This is a genomic window from Streptomyces sp. NPDC045021 (genome assembly GCF_056432645.1).
Genome location: NZ_JBWKIQ010000001.1, coordinates 1,099,212 through 1,119,343, shown reverse-complemented (window position 1 = coordinate 1,119,343; position 20,132 = coordinate 1,099,212). Strand labels below are relative to the sequence as shown.

At 69.6% G+C, this 20,132-nt stretch carries 10 protein-coding genes and 3 pseudogenes; 5 read left to right on the top strand and 8 right to left on the bottom strand.

The genetic code is table 11. From position 1 onward, the window contains the following. Nucleotides 1–29 precede the first annotated feature (29 nt). Nucleotides 30–389 carry a UBP-type zinc finger domain-containing protein gene (locus AC07DC_RS04930; protein WP_478911869.1) on the top strand — a complete coding sequence of 120 codons (360 nt, stop codon included), beginning with the start codon at nucleotides 30–32 and terminating at the stop codon, nucleotides 387–389. Between the two features lie 34 nt (nucleotides 390–423). Here AC07DC_RS04930 and AC07DC_RS04925 read toward each other — a convergent pair whose 3' ends face one another. From AC07DC_RS04925 to AC07DC_RS04910, 4 genes and pseudogenes are all read right to left on the bottom strand, one after another. Next, the gene (locus tag AC07DC_RS04925; protein ID WP_478912614.1) at nucleotides 424–1,359 is read right to left on the bottom strand and encodes a DUF5996 family protein; all 936 of its coding nucleotides are present in this window, start codon (nucleotides 1,357–1,359) and stop codon (nucleotides 424–426) included. A gap of 660 nt (nucleotides 1,360–2,019) precedes the next feature. Then, nucleotides 2,020–3,051 (bottom strand): right-handed parallel beta-helix repeat-containing protein, encoded by a 1,032-nt coding sequence (locus AC07DC_RS04920; protein ID WP_478911867.1) that lies wholly within the window; start codon nucleotides 3,049–3,051, stop codon nucleotides 2,020–2,022. 217 nt (nucleotides 3,052–3,268) lie between these two features. Continuing rightward, nucleotides 3,269–3,388 (bottom strand): annotated as a pseudogene (locus tag AC07DC_RS04915) (IS5/IS1182 family transposase); the annotation flags it as partial. A 127-nt stretch (nucleotides 3,389–3,515) separates the two neighbouring features. After that, nucleotides 3,516–4,652, bottom strand: a complete 1,137-nt coding sequence (locus tag AC07DC_RS04910) for an alpha/beta fold hydrolase (protein WP_478911865.1) — start codon at nucleotides 4,650–4,652, stop codon at nucleotides 3,516–3,518. A gap of 301 nt (nucleotides 4,653–4,953) precedes the next feature. Here AC07DC_RS04910 and AC07DC_RS04905 point away from each other — a divergent pair, with 301 nt between their 5' ends. Beyond that, nucleotides 4,954–5,103 carry a hypothetical protein gene (locus tag AC07DC_RS04905; protein WP_478911863.1) on the top strand — a complete coding sequence of 50 codons (150 nt, stop codon included), beginning with the start codon at nucleotides 4,954–4,956 and terminating at the stop codon, nucleotides 5,101–5,103. Between the two features lie 667 nt (nucleotides 5,104–5,770). Here the strand turns inward: AC07DC_RS04905 and AC07DC_RS04900 are convergent. The 4 genes and pseudogenes from AC07DC_RS04900 to AC07DC_RS04885 form a co-directional block, all read right to left on the bottom strand. Further along, the gene (locus AC07DC_RS04900) at nucleotides 5,771–7,684 is read right to left on the bottom strand and encodes an autotransporter (RefSeq protein ID WP_478911861.1); all 1,914 of its coding nucleotides are present in this window, start codon (nucleotides 7,682–7,684) and stop codon (nucleotides 5,771–5,773) included. A 24-nt stretch (nucleotides 7,685–7,708) separates the two neighbouring features. Then, nucleotides 7,709–9,412, bottom strand: coding sequence for a sigma-70 family RNA polymerase sigma factor (locus AC07DC_RS04895; protein ID WP_478911859.1), 1,704 nt, complete (start codon nucleotides 9,410–9,412; stop codon nucleotides 7,709–7,711). Between the two features lie 42 nt (nucleotides 9,413–9,454). Continuing rightward, nucleotides 9,455–10,831 carry an alginate lyase family protein gene (locus AC07DC_RS04890; RefSeq protein ID WP_478911857.1) on the bottom strand — a complete coding sequence of 459 codons (1,377 nt, stop codon included), beginning with the start codon at nucleotides 10,829–10,831 and terminating at the stop codon, nucleotides 9,455–9,457. A gap of 531 nt (nucleotides 10,832–11,362) precedes the next feature. Then, nucleotides 11,363–11,506: pseudogene (locus AC07DC_RS04885) on the bottom strand (ATP-binding protein); the annotation flags it as partial. A gap of 133 nt (nucleotides 11,507–11,639) precedes the next feature. Between AC07DC_RS04885 and AC07DC_RS04880 the strand changes: the two are divergent. The 3 genes and pseudogenes from AC07DC_RS04880 to AC07DC_RS04870 form a co-directional block, all read left to right on the top strand. After that, a pseudogene (locus AC07DC_RS04880) lies at nucleotides 11,640–11,873 on the top strand (GNAT family N-acetyltransferase); the annotation flags it as partial. 1,124 nt (nucleotides 11,874–12,997) lie between these two features. Next, a complete protein-coding gene (locus tag AC07DC_RS04875; protein ID WP_478912613.1) occupies nucleotides 12,998–19,225 on the top strand; it encodes an RHS repeat-associated core domain-containing protein in 6,228 nt (2,075 codons plus the stop codon). Nucleotides 19,226–19,390: 165 nt separating this feature from the next. Then, nucleotides 19,391–19,942 carry a hypothetical protein gene (locus AC07DC_RS04870; protein ID WP_478911856.1) on the top strand — a complete coding sequence of 184 codons (552 nt, stop codon included), beginning with the start codon at nucleotides 19,391–19,393 and terminating at the stop codon, nucleotides 19,940–19,942. Nucleotides 19,943–20,132: the final 190 nt, after the last annotated feature.

Below are 20,132 nucleotides of genomic sequence, written 5' to 3'. Positions count from 1 at the left end.
ACGGCGCCTCACGAGAGAGGTTCTCCCTCATGGCACACCAGCAGATCCCAGGCCTCGATCCGACCGCAATGCCCAGCGGAACCGGGTGCGTGGAGTGCTTGGCGGGGGACGGACCGGGGTGGTGGTTCCACCTGCGGCGCTGCGCTGCCTGCGGTCACATCGGATGCTGCGACACCTCGCCCGCGCAGCATGGCACGAAACACGCGCGCGAGGCCGGACACCCTCTGCTGACCAGCTTCGAACCGGGTGAGGACTGGTTCTGGAACATCGAGACCGATCAGTACTACGAGGGGCCGGAGCTGGCCCCGCCCACCGCGCACCCGGCTTCGCAGTCCACTCCGGGCCCCCAGGACAAGGTCCCTGCGGACTGGGAGCGGCAGCTCCACTGACCGCGCTCGATCGTTGGGCTCTCCGGTCCGGGAGTCAGATCTGCCGCAACGGGTCCGTGATGCCTCCGGGGCACGCGAGCGCCGCGATGTCCCATCCGGCGCGTCCGGCCCCGGCCCGGTAGGCGCTTTCGTAGAAGGCGAGGACGGCGGCACGGGGATCGGTCTCGACGCGGGCCGCGTCGTAGCGCAACACGGCCAGGTGGCTGGCGCCGCGCGCGACCCACTGCGCGGACGCAGGGCTGAGCGCCTCCCCGGCCAGGTCGGCGGGCTCGGGGGCAGTGTAGGAGTAGAAGGCGGGCTCGGTGAAGGTTTCGTCGCCGAACCAGAAGCCGAAGCTGATCACTTCGCGGGAGTACGCCTCCCGGGTGACGGGGTCGGTCTGCGGGGGCTGGTCGATCCGTCGCCCGGAGAACCGGCTGTGAGCGATGTCGAAGGTATGCCAGAAGTGGTGCACCGGACTGTGCTTTCCCGAGTAGCCCGCCGCGAACTCCTCCAGCACGCACGCCACCTGGCTCAGGATCCGCCAGTAGCGGTTGGCGGCCACGGGATCGTAGGTCGCGTGCTCGGTGTCCTCGGCGAACGGCCGGCCGGCGTCGGGCAGGTCGAAGGGCCTGGGAATGGCGATGTCCACCCGGACCCCCAGTGCGGCCAGAGCGGCCAGGGTCGCGTCGTGGAAGGACGCGACGGACTGGCCCGGAAGTGGGAAGGATCGCTCTTCGCCGTCCAGCGTCGCGACGACGAGCCGGTGGTCGACGAAGTCGAAGTCGATCGTGAAGATCGGGTTCCCGTCGGCCTGCCCCATCGGACGCGTGGTGATGCCGCGCCCCGTGAGATGAAACGGGACGTTCCACCAGTGGTTGCACCGGGCGCTCGCCGCGAGACGGATCTTGCCGACGATCTGCGCGAAGCGGTGCAGCGTCTCCTTGGTATCTCGCCACTCCATCAGCGGCATCGGCGGGAACAGGTCCATCATGCTCCCATGATGAGCCCGCAGGCGGCGTCCGGCACCCGCGCCGGGGGGCGGAGAGCGTGGTTGTGTCCTCCCAAAGGAACTGCACCCATCACCGTTCGCGCTCATGCTGGTCGACGGTGGAGCTGCGGAGCCGACGGGCTCGTGGCCCCGGCAGGGCCCCGGGTGTGAACGGTCCGGAGGCGCTGATCGGGCGGCCGGGCTGGCCTCCGGGAAAGAGCCAGGGCGAGTCCGTTCGACTGAGGGCGGCATTGCTGTGGCGAACCTCAACCTGCTGAAGGGCCAGGTCAGCGACGGATGCGGGTAGGTCCACCGGAACGGCGCCGAGGCGGATGCGGACCGCTCCGCGAGACGGCCGTCAGAGGATGTTGCCGCGCGGCCTGGTCCTGGTAGTGCGTGATGTCCTTGCCGCGGCTACGCCGGCGAAGGACTCGCTGGAGGTGCCAAGTCGCGTACCGGTGCAGGTATTTCCGTTTCTCGGCCGTCGCATGGGAGGTGACGAGGTCCTTCGCGTGCGCTGTTCGAGGCGGACCATCTGCTCGTCGCGTTTCGGCAGGGCGCCGGTGGCTCCTGTGCTGTTACAAGTGGCTCTTCAAACTGACCATGTAGGACGCGATCTTGAGCCTGTGCGTTAGGGCCAGAGAAGCGTCCCGGCTTTGATCAGAGGGGCGTCATTGGTTTCCGTCCACTCCTTGCGACCCTTGATGCCTGGATGCAGACCTCGTGGGCTGCGAGGATGGCGAGGTTCGGCACAAAGCTGGACACATAGGGGTGGACCTGTGCGAGGTTGCCCCGGACGGTGGAGGCGACGTCCGCGATGGACACCTCGATCGAGGGCGCGTCGGGGAAGCTGCCGTGCAGGAGGAAGACACCCCCGCCTTTGGCGAACAGGGGTGCGGCAACCGGGGTCGGTCCGGTTCGGAATCCGCTGCTGTTCCCCGTGATCCGGCAGCCCGCGTCCACCGTCACCCGGATGCTGCGCACCTCGAAGACGTCGTGCTGGATCGTGGTCCACATGTCAGGGAAACCTGCCATGTCGCCTTCGGTGTCCGCGTACACCAGCAGGCTCCCGCCGGGATGATCGCTGGTGATGTTGCCCGTCGGCCCGCCTGGCGATGTTCCGATCAAGGTTTTCGTCAATGCGACGTCCGCGTTGCGGACCGAGATACCGCCTCCTCCCGCCGTTGCCACAGGAACGGAGGGTTTCGCGGGCCTGTTGAACTTGAAGCCGCCGAAGCTGATGGATGAGGCCGGCCGGGCGGTGGATATCTGCACGCCCGGTCTTGTGCCGCACACGTTGTGGTCGACGACGCAGTTGGTGAAGGACCCCGAAGAGCCCATCGACAGGCGGACGCCGCCGCCCGCGCTGTTGCCGTCGATCCGGCAGTCGGCGACCGAGATGTGCGACAGCACGGAGCAGTAGATGCCTCCTCCGTCGTCACCGCACTCGTTGCGTGTGATTGTGGAGGCCTTCACGGTGACCGACCGGCTGCGGGCCGCGTTGATCTCGGCTTCGTTCCAGGCGTCCCATCGGCCTAGCGCGAGTGCTGTAGCGGCGAACACGTAGAAGAACTGCCGAAAGAGCCGCTCCGGATCCTTATAACCGTTGCTCACGAACAGCATCAGCCGGCGCACGTTGTCGGTGATGACGGGGGGCTGCGTGGGGTCGATCAGCCATTGCGCGAACTGCATCAGTTCGATTTGGGCTGGGGACCGATACCGACGCCAGAGCGGCGCGCACCGCCGCCGCCTTGCTCCTGAGGAATTTGATCAGTTCGAGTTCACTCAGGTCCCGGGGCAGCTTGCCCGGGAGGGAGATCTCCGCCCCGATTCCGCCGGGCGGCCATTTCACCCAAGTGGCTCCGCACGGCGGGACCGAGTTCAGGGTGCGGCGGCCCGGGTCGGCCGGCAACTGTGTGATGTCGTTGCGATTCCTGCCGGTCAGCGACACCGCAAGCGGGATGCCCTGGCTGTTGGTGAGGGCGTCGTGCTTGCTGCCCGGACGCGTGCAGTCGACCGGGCTGGGCCCGCTGGCCTCGGTCTCGGCGTCGGGTGGATCTTTTCAGCCGTCGTCGGCAATCCAACAGGGCCTTGCTCGGATCACCCTTCGCGTTTCTGATCACCCGCCGGGCGACCTGTCGCGTGACAGCGTGAGGCTAGGGTGTCGGGTTGATGTTGCCGTTCTGGTCCATGTCGAAGACGCCGTGGGTCTTGCCGTCGACCTTGGTGTGCTTGAGCCAGTGCTTCGACAGGTTGTGCAGGTTGTTGTGCTGCCCTTCCCAGGGCATTGAGTGGCCGGCGCACTCCACCGTGACCAGGAGCTTGTGAGACCCCGTGATGGCGTCGTAGAGCGCGGGGACGTGGAAGTCGAGCGCCTTGATGGCGCTGGGTGGTGTGGTGTTGGCGGTCTTGTCGTGCTCGCCGTGCACGATGAGCACGGGCACGCTTCCGCCCAGGACGCCGCCCTGGCCCGCGGTGCTGTTGTTCCAGCCCCACGTCACGAAATTCCGGAACCGGCTGACGCCGACGGGCTTTCCGGACGGCAGGACCTTTCCCCAGGTACGGCCGATCGGGTCGTTGTCCATGAGGGCGCTCCACACGACGTCGACCATGCCGGGTTCGCGCTGGTTCGTACAGTGCACCTCGTTGGTCCATGCCTGTTCGAAGCCCGTGAGGGTGAGCACGTTGGTGGGGAAGCCGGGCGCCGGCAGCGTCGGCGGGTTCGAGGGGCCCAGCGGCGGGAAGATCGGCGCGAGCAGGAACAGGCTCTCCACCTTCCCCGGATTCTTGATCGCGTATGGGCCCATGGCGAAGGCGGCCGCCGACCAGCCGATGAGGGCGACCTTCGCGACGTTGCACGTGCTCCGGATGTACTCGACCACGGTGCTGAGTTCGTCCTGGTCGCTCTGGGAGTTGGTCAGTACGAAGGGGTAGCTCGGGGCGCACGGGCTCGTCAGCGGGGGAGTAACGGCGGCGTGCTGCCCGGGATTGACGTTGCACGGGTCGTCCATCCGGGGACGGGGTGACCGGCCCATGCCCTGGAGGTCCAACATGAAGACGTCGTAACCGGCTTTGGCCAGTGCCTCAGCCCAACCGTACGAGGTGTGCTGAAGATCGAAACCGGCCAGCACTGGAACGCTCCTGCCGTGCAGCATGAGGACGACCTTGCGGGCCGCAGGAGCACCGGAGGGTGTGCCGTCGCGCTCCCGTACGAAGAGTTCGACCGGTTGGCCCTTCGTGGCGGGGACGGTCGAGGTGTGGGGGACCAAGTGGTCGGTCATGGTGACAGCCATGGGGGATCCTTCCGGAAAGCCCGGTAGCAGACGGGGGACTCGTCCAGGCCAGCGTCAGGGAGGCGGGCACTTACCGCCACTGGAGAACTGCTGTCCGAAACCATCGGGCGTCGCTTCAGGCGAGGGCCATGGGATGCTCCCGCATGCCGGCTCGGCGTGCTGGGGCATCGCGATACACAAGGCTTCGGTCCCGATCACACACGGAATTGACGCGGCATTTGGAGCACGCAGGTGCGGGCTGGGCGGGTGATTGGGGCCACCACGTGGTGATCACCAATGCGAATCGTGGGACTCCAAAGCTGTGAAGGACGAACTGCGCTCGCTGCGCGACACGCTGGACCGGGTCTCCCAACCTGTCGGTGCCACGGGCCGTGATGAAGAAGTCGAAGGCGACAAGCTGGGGGCGATGGCGCCTGCCGTTGTCCCCAGTCGTTGGGCTGTTTGGCTGTGAAGGTATCCATGCGCCGACAGCGCGACGATCCCTTGTGTCCGTACCGGACAAGTCGTCAAGAGCTGTTATCAAACCTTCGAATCGTTGGTGTTCGTGTGGCTGTCGGATCGCTCGTTGGTGATGACCCCGTGGTGTGTCCGTGGGGCAGGTGTCAGGGGTAGGTCTTAGGGGCGTGATGCCCGTGAGTCGGATCAAAACTGCTGGACAGGAGCCATCCCACGCAAGTCCCCCGTGGACGGGGGTCAGACTTCGCTTCCGTCCAGGGCATTGCCCGGGATCCAGAAGCCCTGAATACCGGCGGTCACGCGGCGGGGCAGGTGGATGGTGGCGATCCGGCTGGGGGTCAAGGGGTCGCAGGTTCAAATCCTGTCGTCCCGACGGTGCGACCAGCGGGTTTGTCGGCAACGACGTCCGCTGGATGCGTTGGTGGTACACGTGATGGCCCGGCGACGGCGAGCCGCCACCAAAGATCATCCTTCGCGGCGGTACTCGTGGTCAGTGGAGGAAGCCGTCCACGGCCTCGCAGGCCACATGATCAACATGTAGTAGATGGTGAACGCCCGGAACACGGGGTGAGCGCGCACAGCAGGGCTACAGCTACAGGACCTCCTGGACGTCCGAGGCATCCAAGTTCTTGCGAGACGAGGGTCGTGCGCCAGCGCCAGCGTCAGCGGCCGTGGCGGGCGGAGCGGCGGGCACGGGCACGGGTACGACTGCGAGTGGCGGCGCACACCGCCGCTGCCACGGCGAACGCGGCGGCCAGGCCCGCGGCCGTCCACACGGCCGGTGAGCTGCTGCCGCCGGCCTTGGCGGCGGGAGCGGACGGGGTGGAGGTGGGTTCGCCGACCGCGGCCGGGGACGCGCCGGGCGACGCCTTGGCCGCGCGAGAGACCTGGGCGCTGGTGGTGGTGGCGGTGAGCACCGTGCTGCCGCCTGCAGCGTGGGTGACGGTGAAGGCGGCTGCGCCGAAGGTGACACGGTTCCCCTTGATGGCTCCGAGGTGGGCACCGCCGGCCACGATGATCTTCGCTCCCTTGACGACGGAGAGTTTTCGAACCGTCAGGTTCCGGGCCGCGGTCAGGTCCAGGACGGCCGTGGGGGAGGTGAGGGCGACCTCGCCGGAGGTCGCCAGGCTCGTGCCGGCCACTCGCAGTGTGCCGTTGTCTACCGAGGTCCGGCCGGTGTAGTCGGCGGTGGTGAGGGTGGTGGTGGCGGTTCCCGACTGGGTGAGGGAGCCGCTGCCGGAGACCGGCGGCAGGGTGATGGAGGTCTTGGTGTTGCGGATCACCAGCGTGCCGTCGTCCACGACCTTGTCCAGGGCGCCCTTCGTGAACAGGCCGCCGTCACCTCCGGCCGCGCCGCTGCCCAGGTGCAGGGTGGCGTGCCGCTCGATTGTGGTGGATCCGTCGTAGAACTGGACTGCGGCGAAGGTGACGTCGTTGCCGCGGGTGCCCTTGATGACGATGTCCCCGGCCCCGGGAGTGCTGAGGGTGTCGTGGTACTGGCCGCCGCCGATGGGCGCGCCGAGGGTGACGGGTCCGTCGTAGTCGAAGGTGAGACGCGAACGCTGCCGCTTGGCGTGCAGGTTGATGTACTCGGTCTGGGCGTTCCCCGGCATGAATATCTCGTGGGTGGTGCCGTCTCCCCACTGGACGTCCGCGCCCTCGATGTTCGTGCCGCGGGTGTTGACCCGGTGCGCTACGGTCCGCCGGTTCAGGCCGGGATCGCTCAACGACGGGTCGGTGTCCCCGCCCTGGTCGCTCCAGCTGTAGGAGCCGGTCAGGATCACTTTGCTGCCGGGCCGGGAGTGCACGTTGATGTCGCTGCCGTATTCCCGGTTGTAGAAGTGCTGCGGCTGGACGACGGTCTGGCCGGGCGGGGTGTCGATGATCCATGAGCCCTGGTTGAGGATCTTGCGGGCGTTGGGCAGGGCCGCCGTGCAGTTGACGGAGGCGAAGTTCATGCCGGTGCCGTTGTCCAGCACCCCGGAGAAGGGGTTGGTGCCGCAGATGTCGAGCGTGCCCCACATGTTCCTGGGCTGGGTGACCAGGCCGCTGCCGCTGATGATGCCGAGGTTGAAGACCCGGGTCAGGGACAGCCGGAGGGTGCCGTCCACCCGGATGTTGTCCTGGTTCTGCTGGTAGCCGGGCGTGTTGTAGGGAAACGCGCCGATCAGGCCGGTGGCGGCGCCGGTTCCGTACTGGAGGGTCGCCCCCGCGTCGACGGTAACGGCGGGTGGGTCCGGGTTGCTGATCACGGTGTACGGGTGATTGCCGCCGCGGACGGTCACCTGCTGGTGTCGGCGCGAGCCGGGCAGGGTGAAGGTGCTGTCCCTGGACAGGACGAGGGTGCCCGTGCCCGACAGGCGCAGGGAGCCCGTGCCGCTGATCATCCCGGTGTAGGTGTGCGTGCCCGCCGGGACGCGGATGACGGCGTCGCCGCTCAGCACGACATCGCGGTTCGCGAGGACGGCGGCGGTGATGTCACCGCTCGCGGCCACCGCGGGAGTCGTGAGCAGCGGGGGCGTGAGTGTAACGGCCACGAGGGCCGCCGCCACCGGCAGGCGCCAGGATCGCGTCATGGGGAATTGCTCCTAGGGTGCGGGTCAGTGTGCGGTCGGTACGCCCCGGCGCGCGGCGCCGTCGGCAACTGGCCGGTCGGTGACCCGGGAGTGCTGTGGCACGTCGGCCGGGTCCGTGGGGTCGGCTCGGGTGAGGTACTGCGGTACGGGTGCGGTGTCGTTGCCGGTGTCACGGACCAGGCCGTAGCGGAGCAGGCCCGCGCCGGGGTCGGGGCGGGCGGTGAGGTCGGCCGTGATCTGCTGCCAGGCCGAGGGCTGGACGAAAAGGTTGTAGTCCGCGCCGCGCTCGTTCTGGTGGAGGGTGACGGTGCCGTCGAGCCAGAAGTACTCGTTCTGCCACATCCGCTGGGTTTCGGCCGGCAGCACCGTGCGGCCGGTGGCCGGGCCGCCCATCCACGTGGTGCCGTCCGCCGACCCGGACTGTACGTCGTCCATCCGCCGGCCGCCGCCGGACGCCACGTGGAAGAGCTTGCCCCTGAGCCCGGTCCAGGTGGGCATGACGAGGCTTCCGGCGCGTTCGCCGGGCAGGATCTGCCAGCGGACCCGGACGTAGCCCGTGCCGCTGAAGGTGACACGCTCGCCGCGGTGGGCCAGACCGGTCGGCGGCGCACCTGACAGGGTCAGGCCGCGCTCGGCGCGTCGGGGCAGGGTTCGGGGCGGGTCGTTCGGGTCAGGCGCCTGGTCCAGCGCGTCCACCACCGTGCCGTACAGCTCGGTGTGCGGGGTAGGCGGGGGTGTCGTGGACGGAGCAGGTGGGGCGGGTGCCGTGCGGGCCGGCGGGCGTACGGTGCTGGTCACGGGCGGCGGCGCGGCCCGCTCGGGCGGGCCGGACTGCTGCCGGACCGCGACGTACGCGCCGCCCGCGGCCAGCACCGACCCCGCCGTGACCGCCACCACCGGCTTGGTCAGTAGGCCCGCTACCTTGGCCGACCAGGCGACCGGGGCGGCGGCAGCTGCGGTCTTGGCGCCCATGACGAGGGAGACCGCGAAGCCGGTCGGTACCGGCACCAGGGCGAGTCCGACCAGCAGCCGGTCGGCGGGAACGAGGCCCTCGGCGGGCCCGCCGCAGCGCGGGCAGCCTCTGATGTGCCGGGCCAGCCGCTTGCGCCAGACCGAGTCGGTCGTGCCCTCCCAGTGTTCGGTCAGCCGCAGCAGATCCCCGCAGGAGGAGTCCAGGGCGCGGACGATGCCACGGGCAGTCTCCAGCCGCACCTTCATCCGCTGAACCCGCACTGCGGCGTGCTGCCGGCTGACCCCGACCGCCGCGGCGAGCTCCCGCCGGGTCAGCTCGCCCGCCACCTCCAGCCACCACAGGGACAGCAGTTGCCGGTCCTCGTCGTCCAGCCAGCGCGCGGCCTCGGCGACCTCCCGACGCTGCCCCTCCAACTGGAGCCGCAGCACCGTCAGCCCGGCGAAGTCCCCGGCCGGGCCGTCGTGCTCGGCCAACTCCCGCCCGTCCGTACGGCGCCGGGCCCGCTGGCGGACCTGGCGCATGGCGATGGCGACCAACCAGGACCGGAAGCTGTCCGGGTCGCGCAGCGAACCGAGCTGGTCGACGGCGCGAATCATGGTCTCCTGCACGACGTCGTCCACGTCGGCGTGGCCGTTGAGCGCCCTGCCGACGATGTTGTAGACGAGCGGCAGCCAGCCGGCAACGAGCTGGTCCAATGCCTGCCGGTCACCGGCCTGCGCGGCGGTCACTGTGCCCGCCCATTGCCGCTCGCCCACCCTGGCCCCTTCTCCCGTCCTTGTCACCTCAGGTGCCCGACGCTACTTGGCGTACATCAGGGTGCCGAACCCGAGCTGGTCGAAGCCGCCGCTGTCGGGGCCGTAGTCCCCGCCGCCGCCATCGGGCCGCGCCTTCTTCGCCATCGCCGTGATGTACGGGACGGACAGTCCGCGGCGGCCCGCGTAATGGAAGTGGAGAATGTCCCAGACCGGGCGGAGCTGCCCGCGGGAGGCGTCGGAGATCACGGTCTGCTCGTTGTACTTGCCCCTGGTTCCGTTGCGCCAGGCGAACGTCGTGAACGGTACGCTGCCGCCGAGGTTGTACCCGGCGACGTACTGGGCGGCCTTCATGAAGCGGTTGTCGTCGTAGCCGTACAGGTCCACGCCCTGGCTCCAGGCCATTTCGCAGATCGCGCCCATCTGTCCGATGCCCATCATCGTGTGGCCCTGGTCGCGGCCGGACTCCTGCCACTGGGCCAGGTCCCTCGATGGGTAGACGAAGGGAATCGCGTGGGGGATGGAGCCGTTGCCCGGGCCGTGCTTCATGTAGTCGGCGGCCTGGTCGAACATCGCCCGGTCGTCGCAGAGGATGCCGGTCGCCATGATCGAGGCGGTGTTGCACAGGTCCCAGTTCGCCCAGTAGTTGGTGATGACCGCGCCGTTGTGGCGGGTCAGGAAGTCCTCGTTCACCGGGCGGAAGACGGTGCGCATCATCGTTTGGAAGCGGGACAGGTCGAATCCGGAGTAGCCCCGCATCAGCTCGGCGGCGTTGGCGAACTGCCAGCCGTAGAGTCCGGCGGCGAGGAACCGGTCGGCGTTGCCCGTGATGGTGGTGAGCGTCGCCGACCAGGCGTTGAGGATGTCGCGGGCGGTGTCGCCGTTGACCCTGGTACCGGCGATCTTCCAGCGCAGGGCGTTCTGGTAGGCGGCGTGGATGTCGTTGTAGAGGGTGGTGTAGTTCTGGCCGGAGCCGCCGCCGCGGACGACGGTGGCCTGCGGGTTGGCCTTCCAGCCGCTTTGGGCGTGCCGGTTGGCGCTCAGTCGCTTCCAACCGGCCAGCCAGGGGTTGTCCCCCCTGGCGACCGCCACCTTGGCGCGGTCGATGTCGCCGTCGGTGTGCAGCATGCCGGGGTGCGCGAAGGTGAAGGCCCCCGTCCCGGCCCTGCCGGCCCCGCCGGAACCCGGGGTGGCGGTGGTGCGGGTGGGGGTGGGCTTCGTGGCGGAAGCGACCGCGGGGGTGGTGGTGCTCCCGGGGGATCCCGCAGTGACGGTGGTTGCCCGGGTCGGTGCGGCTCCGGTCTCGCCGCCGCCGCTCAACGCGGCCGCCGCGGCGCCGCCCAGGCCGCCCGCGACGGCGACTCCCGCGCCGATCCGCAGGATGCCTCGGCGGCTCACCCGGTGCCTTTTGTGCTCTGCCATCTTTTCGTTCGCTCCCGTGTGGTGGGGTGGTCCTGTGCCATCGCGCCTTGCCGTAGCGCCCTGCGAGGCATGGAGACGCACGAGAGGCATGCGCGATAACAGTTTTTTGGTGTTCTCCGCGCGCCGGGCGGCCCGCCCCACCCGGCAAAGACGGCATCAAGGACCGTCGTCCACTACAACGGCACCCCCCTGCGCCGCCCCGGAGCCGACCGCGTGGGCGGGACGCTCCGTCCGGATCACCGGCACGGACGCCCGGGAACTCGGCGGCGCGGGCCCTCGCATCGAAGGCACCGCGGCCTTCACCGGCACCTACGAGGGCAAGAAGGTCGCCGGAACGAACTACGTCGAGACGGTCGGCACCTGGCCGGCCGCCGAGCGCCCGCGGCCGGTTCGCGGCGAGCGTCCGTCGCGGACCAGCCGCAGGATCCCATCGAACCGACACAGTCTGTGCGTGCGTGGCCCAGTGCCTCGGCGGCTGCTGCCTTCAGGTGGGATGGGCGGGCGGGGGACGACTTCGGCGCGCCAGGGCCATCAGGCGGTGGGGAGGGTCTGCTCGGCCCAGATCGTCTTGCCGGTGTGCGTCTGGCGGGTGCCCCAGCCCTGCGTGAGCTGGGCGACCAGGAGCAGGCCGCGGCCGCCTTCGTCGAAGGTACGGGCCCGTCGCCGGTGCGGGGCGGGCCGCGCCCACCGGGCGTCGTCCGGATCGACAGGCAGCCGGAAACGAGTCCGAGTTCATCCAACAAGCGGTCGAACAGCTCGGGTGCTTCGGTCTCCTCGTTCTCTCCCAGGCCGGCGAGGAGTGGAATCCATGTTCCTGCCCGCGGTGTGGGGGTACGGGTACGCCGCCGAGGCGTGCGCAGCGGCGCTCGACTGGTTCGCCGACGCGCTTCCCGGCGAGCCAGTAGTGCTCACCACCCAGACCGCCAACGCGCGCTCGATGCGCCTCGCGGCGAAGCTGGGGTTCACCGAGGTGGAACGGTTCGAGGAATGGGGCGCCGAGCAGTGGTTCGGTGTGTGGTCCCCGGTCACGCCGTCCGGTTGATTTCGGGCGCGACAGCGTCGTGGATGCACGTGGCCACCTGATCGATTGTCGGCCTCGGCGAACGCCCAGTCCACGATGCGCCAGTTACGAGCGGACGTTGCAGGTCCTGTGGTCCCTTCGGTACGCGCGAAGGGGCCGAGCGGTTCCCCCAGCGCGACGAGCCACGAAGCCGCGCCACGCCGTCACTCGCTTGGTTACGGCATGCTTCCCAGCCGCCCGGAAGGCGGCCGGCTGCGCCTTCTGACTAAAGTGCCATCAGCTCCTGGTGGGAGCGAGCGGAGGCCCGCTGGAGGAGTGCGGGCGCCGGACAACCTTCGACCTGGGACGCAGCCTGTGCGGTACGACGACGAGCCGGTCTTCAAACGAAGCAACTGGGGAACCAGCCGCTACTACTACAACCCTCGTAACCCCGTCGGACTTGCCCTGATCGTCATCAGCCTGCTTGTCGCCGCGACGATGTTGATCCTCATGGCCAATCGGGCGGGACCGTTCAAACCATCGCCTGCCCAGGCACCGTGGAGCCCGCCACCGTACGACTACTCCTGGCCGCCACCTTCAGCCGGCCCCACACCCTGACCGGCGCTGCCGCCGGTCACTGAGGCGCCCGAGGGTCGCTGAGTGCACCCGCCGGGTGATCGGGCAATAGTGGGCGGACCCGACAGCAGCGGGTACGCAGCCCCGCACAGCATCCAGCCCGGCAGTAGGGGCCCCCGGACGGACCCGGTCGACAGGCCCCCGGACGGACCCGGTCGCCTGTCGACCGGCTAGACCGGCTCGACCGGCCGTCGGTGCAGGTGGCGGCCGCCTCGGTCCGGTGGGTGGGAGGTCTGCCGGGAGCCTGTCGGGTCTTCGCTGCGCCCGTGGGACGGCGCCGATCTCGCCGATCTCACGGATGGATAAAGATTGCCGTTGTAGGGGTTCCTTAAAGATCAACAAGTCCCGTTTGGGGGAACGCGGCATCTTTTTTGCCTCGCTACGGTGCGCGTGAGTGGTCCAATTCCTGGGCCGTGCACGGACTGTAGGGGAACATGAGAGTCAGAGGGATGCGTGCTTGGCGCGGGAGCGCCCGGCCCACTCCGGGGGGCACCTGGACGCGGCGTATCGCCGTGTCCGTGGCGGTCGCGATGACCGTCACGATGCTGGACGGCGCCGGCGCCGGTGCCGCGATGGCCGCGTCGCAGAAGACCGCTGCGCAGAAGACGACCGGTAAATTTGCCACGACCGCGGCGGACCTGCCGTCCGCGCGGATCGCGGCGCGATTGTCCGGCAAGCAGGTCGAGGCGCTGTCGGAGCGGACGGAGACGTCCACGACGTGGGTGAACGCGAACGGGTCGCTGACCACGGAGTTGTCGGCCGGGCCGATCCGTTTTCAGGACAACGGACAGTGGCGCCCGGTCGATCTGGACCTGGTCCGGAACAGCGACGGCAGTGTCGCGCCCAAGGCCCATCCCCGGGGCCTGAAGCTGGCCGGCGGGAGCGGCACGACAGCCCGCTCGCTGGCCGAGGCGGGCAGCGCGCCCGCACGGGACCTGGTCACCCTCGGCGAGGGTGACCAGCAGATCGCCCTGCAGTGGAAGGGCGGACTTCCCAAGCCCACCCTCAGCGGCACCCGCGCCACCTACGTCAACGCCATCCCCGGCGCCAACGTCGTGGTCGAGGCCACCCGGACCGGGTTCGAGCAGTTCGTCGACATCGTCCAGAAGCCGGCGCGCGACGGGTACACCTACACGTTGCCGCTGAAGACCAAGGGCCTGACGGTCAAGCAACTGGCCGACGGAAGCCTGCAGTTCACCGACGGCAAGAACAGCAAGCAGGCCGTGATGCCGGCCCCCGTCATGTGGGACGCGAAGGTCGATCCGCTCTCCGGAGAGCACACCCACCAGGCGCCGGTGGCGTTGAAGGTCGTACAGCAGAAGGGTTCGGTGGATCTGGTCTTCACCCCGGATCCGAAGTTCCTGGCGGATCCCGCGACGAAGTTTCCGGTGACGGTGGACCCGTCCACCGCGACGCTCGGCAACGTCTTCGACACCTACGTCCAGCAGGGCGTCACCGTCGACGAGTCCGCCGACACCGAGCTGGACCTGGGTAACCCCGGTACGACCAACACCGACGGCACTCCGCGCACCGCGCGGTCCTTCATTCACTGGAACACCGCGCCGATCGCGGACGCCCTGGTCTCCAGCGCCAAGCTGAGCTTGTGGGACTTCCACTCCGGCAACCCCGACTGCCTGGCGTATCCGTGGGAGGTGTGGTCGGCGAACCCGGCGTCCACGGCGAGCCGCTGGACGAACCAGCCGACCATGACGACCAAGTACGCCACCTCCACCGAGACCAAGGGCAACCCGGCGTGCACGTCCGCTCCGGACGGGTGGATCAACGCCGATGTCACGAACCTGACGCAGGTCTGGGCGTCGGCGAAGGCCGCCACCTCGGTCATGGGCCTGCGGGCCTCCAGCGAGACCGTTCTGCCGCAGTGGAAGCGGGTGAACTCCGCCAACGCCGCCGCCAACCCGCCGAAGCTGACGGTCACCTACAACTACCGGCCGCGCACCGGCACCGACCAGCAGGCCGGGCCGCCGTTCTTCAAGGACACCGCCGGCACCTGGCAGGTCAACACCTTGACCCCCACGCTGCGCGACACCTTCGTCGACCCGAACAACGACAAGGTCGACGGCACCTTCCAGATCTTCGACAACGCCACCGGCACCCAGGTCGGCAACGTCCTGGTGTCGCCGTTCGTGGCGTCGGGGCAGCCGGCTTCGGTCACCGTGCCGGCGGGGCTGCTGACCAACGGCAAGACGTACAAGTTCCGTACCTCGCCCTATGACGGCACCAGCTACAACACCGGCTGGTCCGCCTACGCGTACTTCACCGTCGACACGTCCGCGCCCTCCGCACCGGTCTCCGTCACCTCCACCGACTACCCGAGCAACGCGTGGGTCAAGGGTGTCGGCCAGGCCGGCCACTTCACGGTCACGCCGCCCGCCGGCGACCAGAACGGCATCGAGTGGACGCTGGACGGGGTGACGTGGACGAAGGTCGCCACGGGCGGCACCACCACGCCGGTGACGATCACCGCGGCGCCGGACAAGGCCGGCACCAACACCCTGACGGTGCGCAGCACCGACAAGGCGGAGAACCAGTCCAGCTGGATGCCCTACACCTTCCACGTGGGTCCGGGCGGCGTCACCAGCCCGGATGAGGGGACCCGCACCGCCGCCCGCGTCCCGCTGGCCGCGGAGGCCGACGGCGCGAAGTTCACCGACGTCAGCTTCTCCTGGCGCCGCGGTGACGCGGACACCTGGACCACCGTCCCCGCCGGGGACGTCACCAACGGCGGACAGGCCCTGACCGCCTGGCCGGTCGCCCTCACCGCCGGCAAGAGCCCGAACCTGACGTGGAACGCCACCTCCACGGTCACCCCCGACGGCGCGGTCCAGCTGCGGGCCGACTTCACCGGACCGGCCGCCGCCACCGGTTCCTCCGACCCGGTCGGGGTCGTGGTGGACCGCAACGCCGACGGTGCGGCGAGCCAGAACATCGGGCCCGGCTCGGTCAACCTGCTCACCGGCGACTACACCCTGTCCTCCACCGATGCTTCGGCGTTCAGCATGTCGGTGGATCGCACCGCCTCCTCGCGGTCCCCGCAGGCCGGCGCGGAGCAGGACGGACAGGCCCCCATCTTCGGTAAGGAATGGCTCTCCGGGACGGTCGCCCAGGCGGTCGACTCCGATTACACCGAGCTCCGCAAGACCTCGGCGACCTCCCTCGACGTGGTCTCCGGTGACGGGTCGGCGACCACGTTCACGGCCAACGCCGCGCAGAACGGCTGGGTGCCCGAACGCGGGTCGGAGAACCTGACGCTGAAGGGCGCCTTCGCCTCCGGGGACTTCACCCTGTCCGACACCGCCGGGACGGTGACCACCTTCCACAAGGTCGCCGCCGCGGCCACGACATGGACGCTGTCGACCGCGCTGTCCGGCGGTCTGGCCGACTCGACCACCCAGGTCGTCTCCGAGGCCGTCACCGTCGGCGACAAGACCCTCGCCCGGCCCAAGCGCGTCATCTCCGCGACCAGCGCCACCACGCTGGCCGCGTGCGAGACGGACCCGTCCACCAAGGGCTGCCGGGTGCTGGAGTTCACCTACGCGACCGCCACCACCGCGACCGCCGCGGTGTTCGGTGACACCAAGGACCAGGTCTCCTCGATCCGCCTGTGGGCCACGGCGCCCGGCGCGGGTGCCGCCAGTGCGACCACCGTCGCAAGCTATGTCTACGACGATGCCGGCCGGCTGCGCGAGGTGTGGGACCCGCGCATCTCCCCGGCGCTGAAGACCGCCTACGCCTACGACGCCGCGGGCCGGGTCACCACCCTGACCCCGCCGGGACAGCTGCCGTGGACGTTCAGCTACGGCCAGGCCGGCTCCAACCCGGCCGCCGGTGACGGGATGCTCCTCAAGCTCTCCCGCGCCACCCTGACCCCGGGCAGCGCGAGCCAGACCAACGGAACCGCCACCAGCAGCATCGTCTACGGCGTCCCGCTGTCCGGGACCACCGCGCCGGAGAACCTGGGAGCGGCTGCCACCGCATCGTGGGGCCAGACCGACACCCCGACCGACGCGACCGCGATCTTCCCCGCCGACCAGGTCCCCGCCGGCAACGACGGCGCGAGCCTGACGGCCGGCGACTACCAGCGGGCCGGCATCCTCTATCTCGATTCCTCCGGCCGCCAGGTCAACCAGGCCTCGCCTGGCCACCATCTCGACGTCACCGAGTACGACCGCTTCGGCCACACCGTCCGCACGCTGACCGCGGCCAACCGCGAACTCGCCCTGGGCGGCACCACCGCGCAGCAGACCCAGCTGACGGATCTGGGCATCAACGCCCTGCCCTCCGCCGAGCGGGCCCAGTTGCTGTCGTCCACGTCGGTCTACGACGCCGGCGGCACCCGCGAGACCGACGCCTACGGGCCGCTGCACCGCATCACCCTGGCGGCCAATCTGACCAGCGGAGCCACCACCGTCGCGGCCGCGGGCAGCCAGCTCATGGCGCGCGCCCACACCCTGAAGGAGTACGACACCGGCCGTCCCACCGACGGCACCGCGTTCGTCGAGGACCAGGTCACCAAGACCACCGTCGGGGCGCAGCCGCGGTCCTGGCCCGGGCTGCTGGCCGACCCGCGCGCCACCGCCACCACCTACGACTGGGTCAAGGGGCTGGCGACCAGCACCATCACCGACCCCGGTGGTCTGGCCATCACGACCACCACGGCCTACGACAGCCAGGGCCAGGTGATCAAGAGCACCCAGCCCGCCTCGACCGGGACCGACGCCGGGGCGAGCGTGGTCACCTACTACACCGGCACCGGCACCGGCCCCTGCGGTGCGAAGCCGGAGTGGGCGGACGCCGTCTGCCAGGTCACCCCGGCGGCAGCGATCACCGGGGGCGGCTCCAACCCGGCCCAATTGGCCACCAAGACCATGGAGTACGGCCTGTACGGGCAGGCCACCAAGGTCATCGAGTCCGCCAACGGCGTCACCCGCACCACCACCAACGGTTATGACACGGCCGGGCGCGTGACGACCATCACCGTGGCCGGCGGCATCGGGGCGGCCGTGCTCGCGGGCACCACGACGTACGACCCGGCTACCGGCAAGCCCACCCAGCAGACCACCACCGGCGGCACGATCACCAAGGCGTTCGACCAACTCGGTCGCGAAATGGCGTACACCGACGCCGACGCGGGCACGACCACGACGCAGTACGACGCCCTGGACCGGCCCACCACGGTGACCGACAACGTGCCGTCCACCACCACCTACACCTACGACCCCGCCATCGACCCGCGCGGCGTGGCCACCTCGGTCGCCGACTCGATCGCCGGGACCTTCACCGCCCGCTACGACGCGGACGGCACCCTGGCCACCCAGGGCCTGCCCGGCGGCTACACCATGACGCAGGAACAGGACCCCGCGGGCACCGCCACCAGCCGCATCTACACCCGCAACAGCGACTCCAGCGTTCTGGTCGCCGACAGCATCACCCAGACCGTGCACGGGCAACGGGCCACCCACGCCGGCACCCCCGGCATCACCGCCTCGCAGACCTACGCCTACGACGCGGCCGGGCGCCTGACCCAGGCCCAGGACACCAGCACGGACGCGGTGTGCACCACCCGCACCTACACCTTCGACAAGAACACCAACCGCAAGTCCCTGGCCTCGGCCACCGCGGCCGTCAACGCCGACTGCACCACGAGCGGCGCCACGACCACCAACGCCACGTACGACAGCGCGGACCGGCAGGTCGATGCCGGCTACGTCTACGACGCCCTCGGCCGCACCACCGCCCTGCCCGGCACCACGCTGGCGTACTACGCCAACGACCTGGTGCAGCAGCAGACCGCCGGCACCCAGCGCCAGACCTGGACCCTGGACCCCGCCCAGCGCTTCCGCGCCTGGACCACGGAGACCAACACCGCCGGCACCTGGGCCCAGACCGGCTCCAAGATCAACCACTACGGGGCCGACGGCGACACCCCCCGGTGGATCGTGGAGAACACCTCCTCCGGTGCGCTGACCCGCAACGTCGAGGGACCCGACGGCAACCTGGCCGCCACCACCACCAAGACCGGCGGCGTCATCCTGCAACTCGCCAACCTGCACGGCGACATCACCTTGCAGCTGCCCGCCGACACCGCGGTCGCCCCCACGGTGCTGGACGCCGACGAGTACGGCAACCCGCGCACGGGTCAGCCGGCCACCCGCTACGGCTGGCTCGGCGGCGCGCAGCGCTCCGCTGAGACGCCCACCGGGGTCACGCTCATGGGCGCCCGCCTTTACAACGCGGCCACCGGGCGTTTCCTGTCCGTGGACCCGGTCCACGGAGGCAGCGCCAACGCCTACGAATACGGCAACGGCGACCCCGTCAACCAGTACGACCTCGACGGGCGCATGTCGGCCAAGGCATGGGCCGAGGCAAAGGCCTGCTGGTCCGTCGGCTGGGGCGGGTGCCAGGTGGTGCTGTGGATTTCCCGTGTGCTCAGCTGGCAACTCACCGGCAACAAGGGCAGGAACAACGCGGTCCGGCACTTCATGTGGCAGTCCTCCCTCACCTGGATCTTCGGGGCAAGCGCCGCGAAGCGGCTGGGAGACGCCCACGAGGTGGGCGAGAAGTGCACCCCGAAACACTGCGACACGGGCATCGACCAGCACAACAACCGGGTAGCACGCACCTTCGTCGGCAGTTCCTGGAACCGTCGGCAGATGAATTACTACAATTCCCGGAACCAGCTCTGGTCGTACCTCTACGCCGTCGGCAACTACCTCTTCAACCACCACTACCTGTGGTGACGTCGCCCGACACCACAGCCTGACCTGACACCGCACCACCCGGGCTCCGGCCCACGCCGCTGATCCGGCGTGGGCCGGAGCCCACCTCTCCGCCTCACCTGACCGCCCTGCCTCCCCGCCCACCCCTCCGCCCCACCGCGACACTCACCACTCACCGGAGCCCTCGTGCCCTTGCGCCTCCCGCCCCGCCGCACGATCGCCCTGGCCCTGGCGACCGCCCTGCTCGCCCCGCTCGCTTCGGGACTCGCCGGCTGCGCCATGATGAGCTCGGACAAGAACTGCGACGGATCCGAGCAGCGGCTGAAGGAACTGGCCGCCCTCACGATCCTCGACAGCCGCCCACCCCATACCGCGGTACCGAAGGACTTCGGCAGCGTCACCACCGGGTGCGACGACGGCAGCAGCGGCGACGCCTGGCTCAGCGCCTATCGGGTGTATTCCTATCTCGGATCCAGAGCAGACCTGTTCGACTACTACCGACGGGTCGCGGCAGCGGACCACTGGACCGAGCAGAAGAACACCACACCGGTAGCCGCGCCCCCCGAGGTGGAAGGCATCTGCTTCACCAAAGGCGGCGACGGTGACGCGATCCTGCTGACGGTCGACTTCCGGACCGAGTCCCTCGGGCCCACCCCCGTCGACTTCGGGACCGGAACCGGCTACAAGATATCCGCCGAGTCGGCGATCGACGGCGCGAAGAGCGACTGCTGGGAATGAGCCGCGAGGGCATGTCATCCGGCAGGAGCGACCCGCCCTTCGGACCGTCGGAGACCTGCCCGGCCGAACGCCGAGAGACCGGGCAGTCACCGTCTGCGCCGGAGCACCAACGCTGACATCATCCCTTCGACTTTCGACCATTTGGCAGGGTTGTGAGGTTCGCTTCGTCGGGTGGGTTCTGCTGCCGATG

Excerpts from the sequence above, each read along its gene's own strand:
- AC07DC_RS04930 (WP_478911869.1), top strand. The coding sequence starts at position 30 with ATGGCACACCAGCAGATCCCAGGCCTCGATCCGACCGCAATGCCCAGC.
- AC07DC_RS04925 (WP_478912614.1), bottom strand. The coding sequence starts at position 1,359 with ATGGACCTGTTCCCGCCGATGCCGCTGATGGAGTGGCGAGATACCAAG.
- AC07DC_RS04920 (WP_478911867.1), bottom strand. The coding sequence starts at position 3,051 with ATGCAGTTCGCGCAATGGCTGATCGACCCCACGCAGCCCCCCGTCATC.
- AC07DC_RS04910 (WP_478911865.1), bottom strand. The coding sequence starts at position 4,652 with ATGGCTGTCACCATGACCGACCACTTGGTCCCCCACACCTCGACCGTC.
- AC07DC_RS04900 (WP_478911861.1), bottom strand. The coding sequence starts at position 7,684 with ATGACGCGATCCTGGCGCCTGCCGGTGGCGGCGGCCCTCGTGGCCGTT.
- AC07DC_RS04890 (WP_478911857.1), bottom strand. The coding sequence starts at position 10,831 with ATGGCAGAGCACAAAAGGCACCGGGTGAGCCGCCGAGGCATCCTGCGG.
- AC07DC_RS04875 (WP_478912613.1), top strand. The coding sequence starts at position 12,998 with ATGACCGTCACGATGCTGGACGGCGCCGGCGCCGGTGCCGCGATGGCC.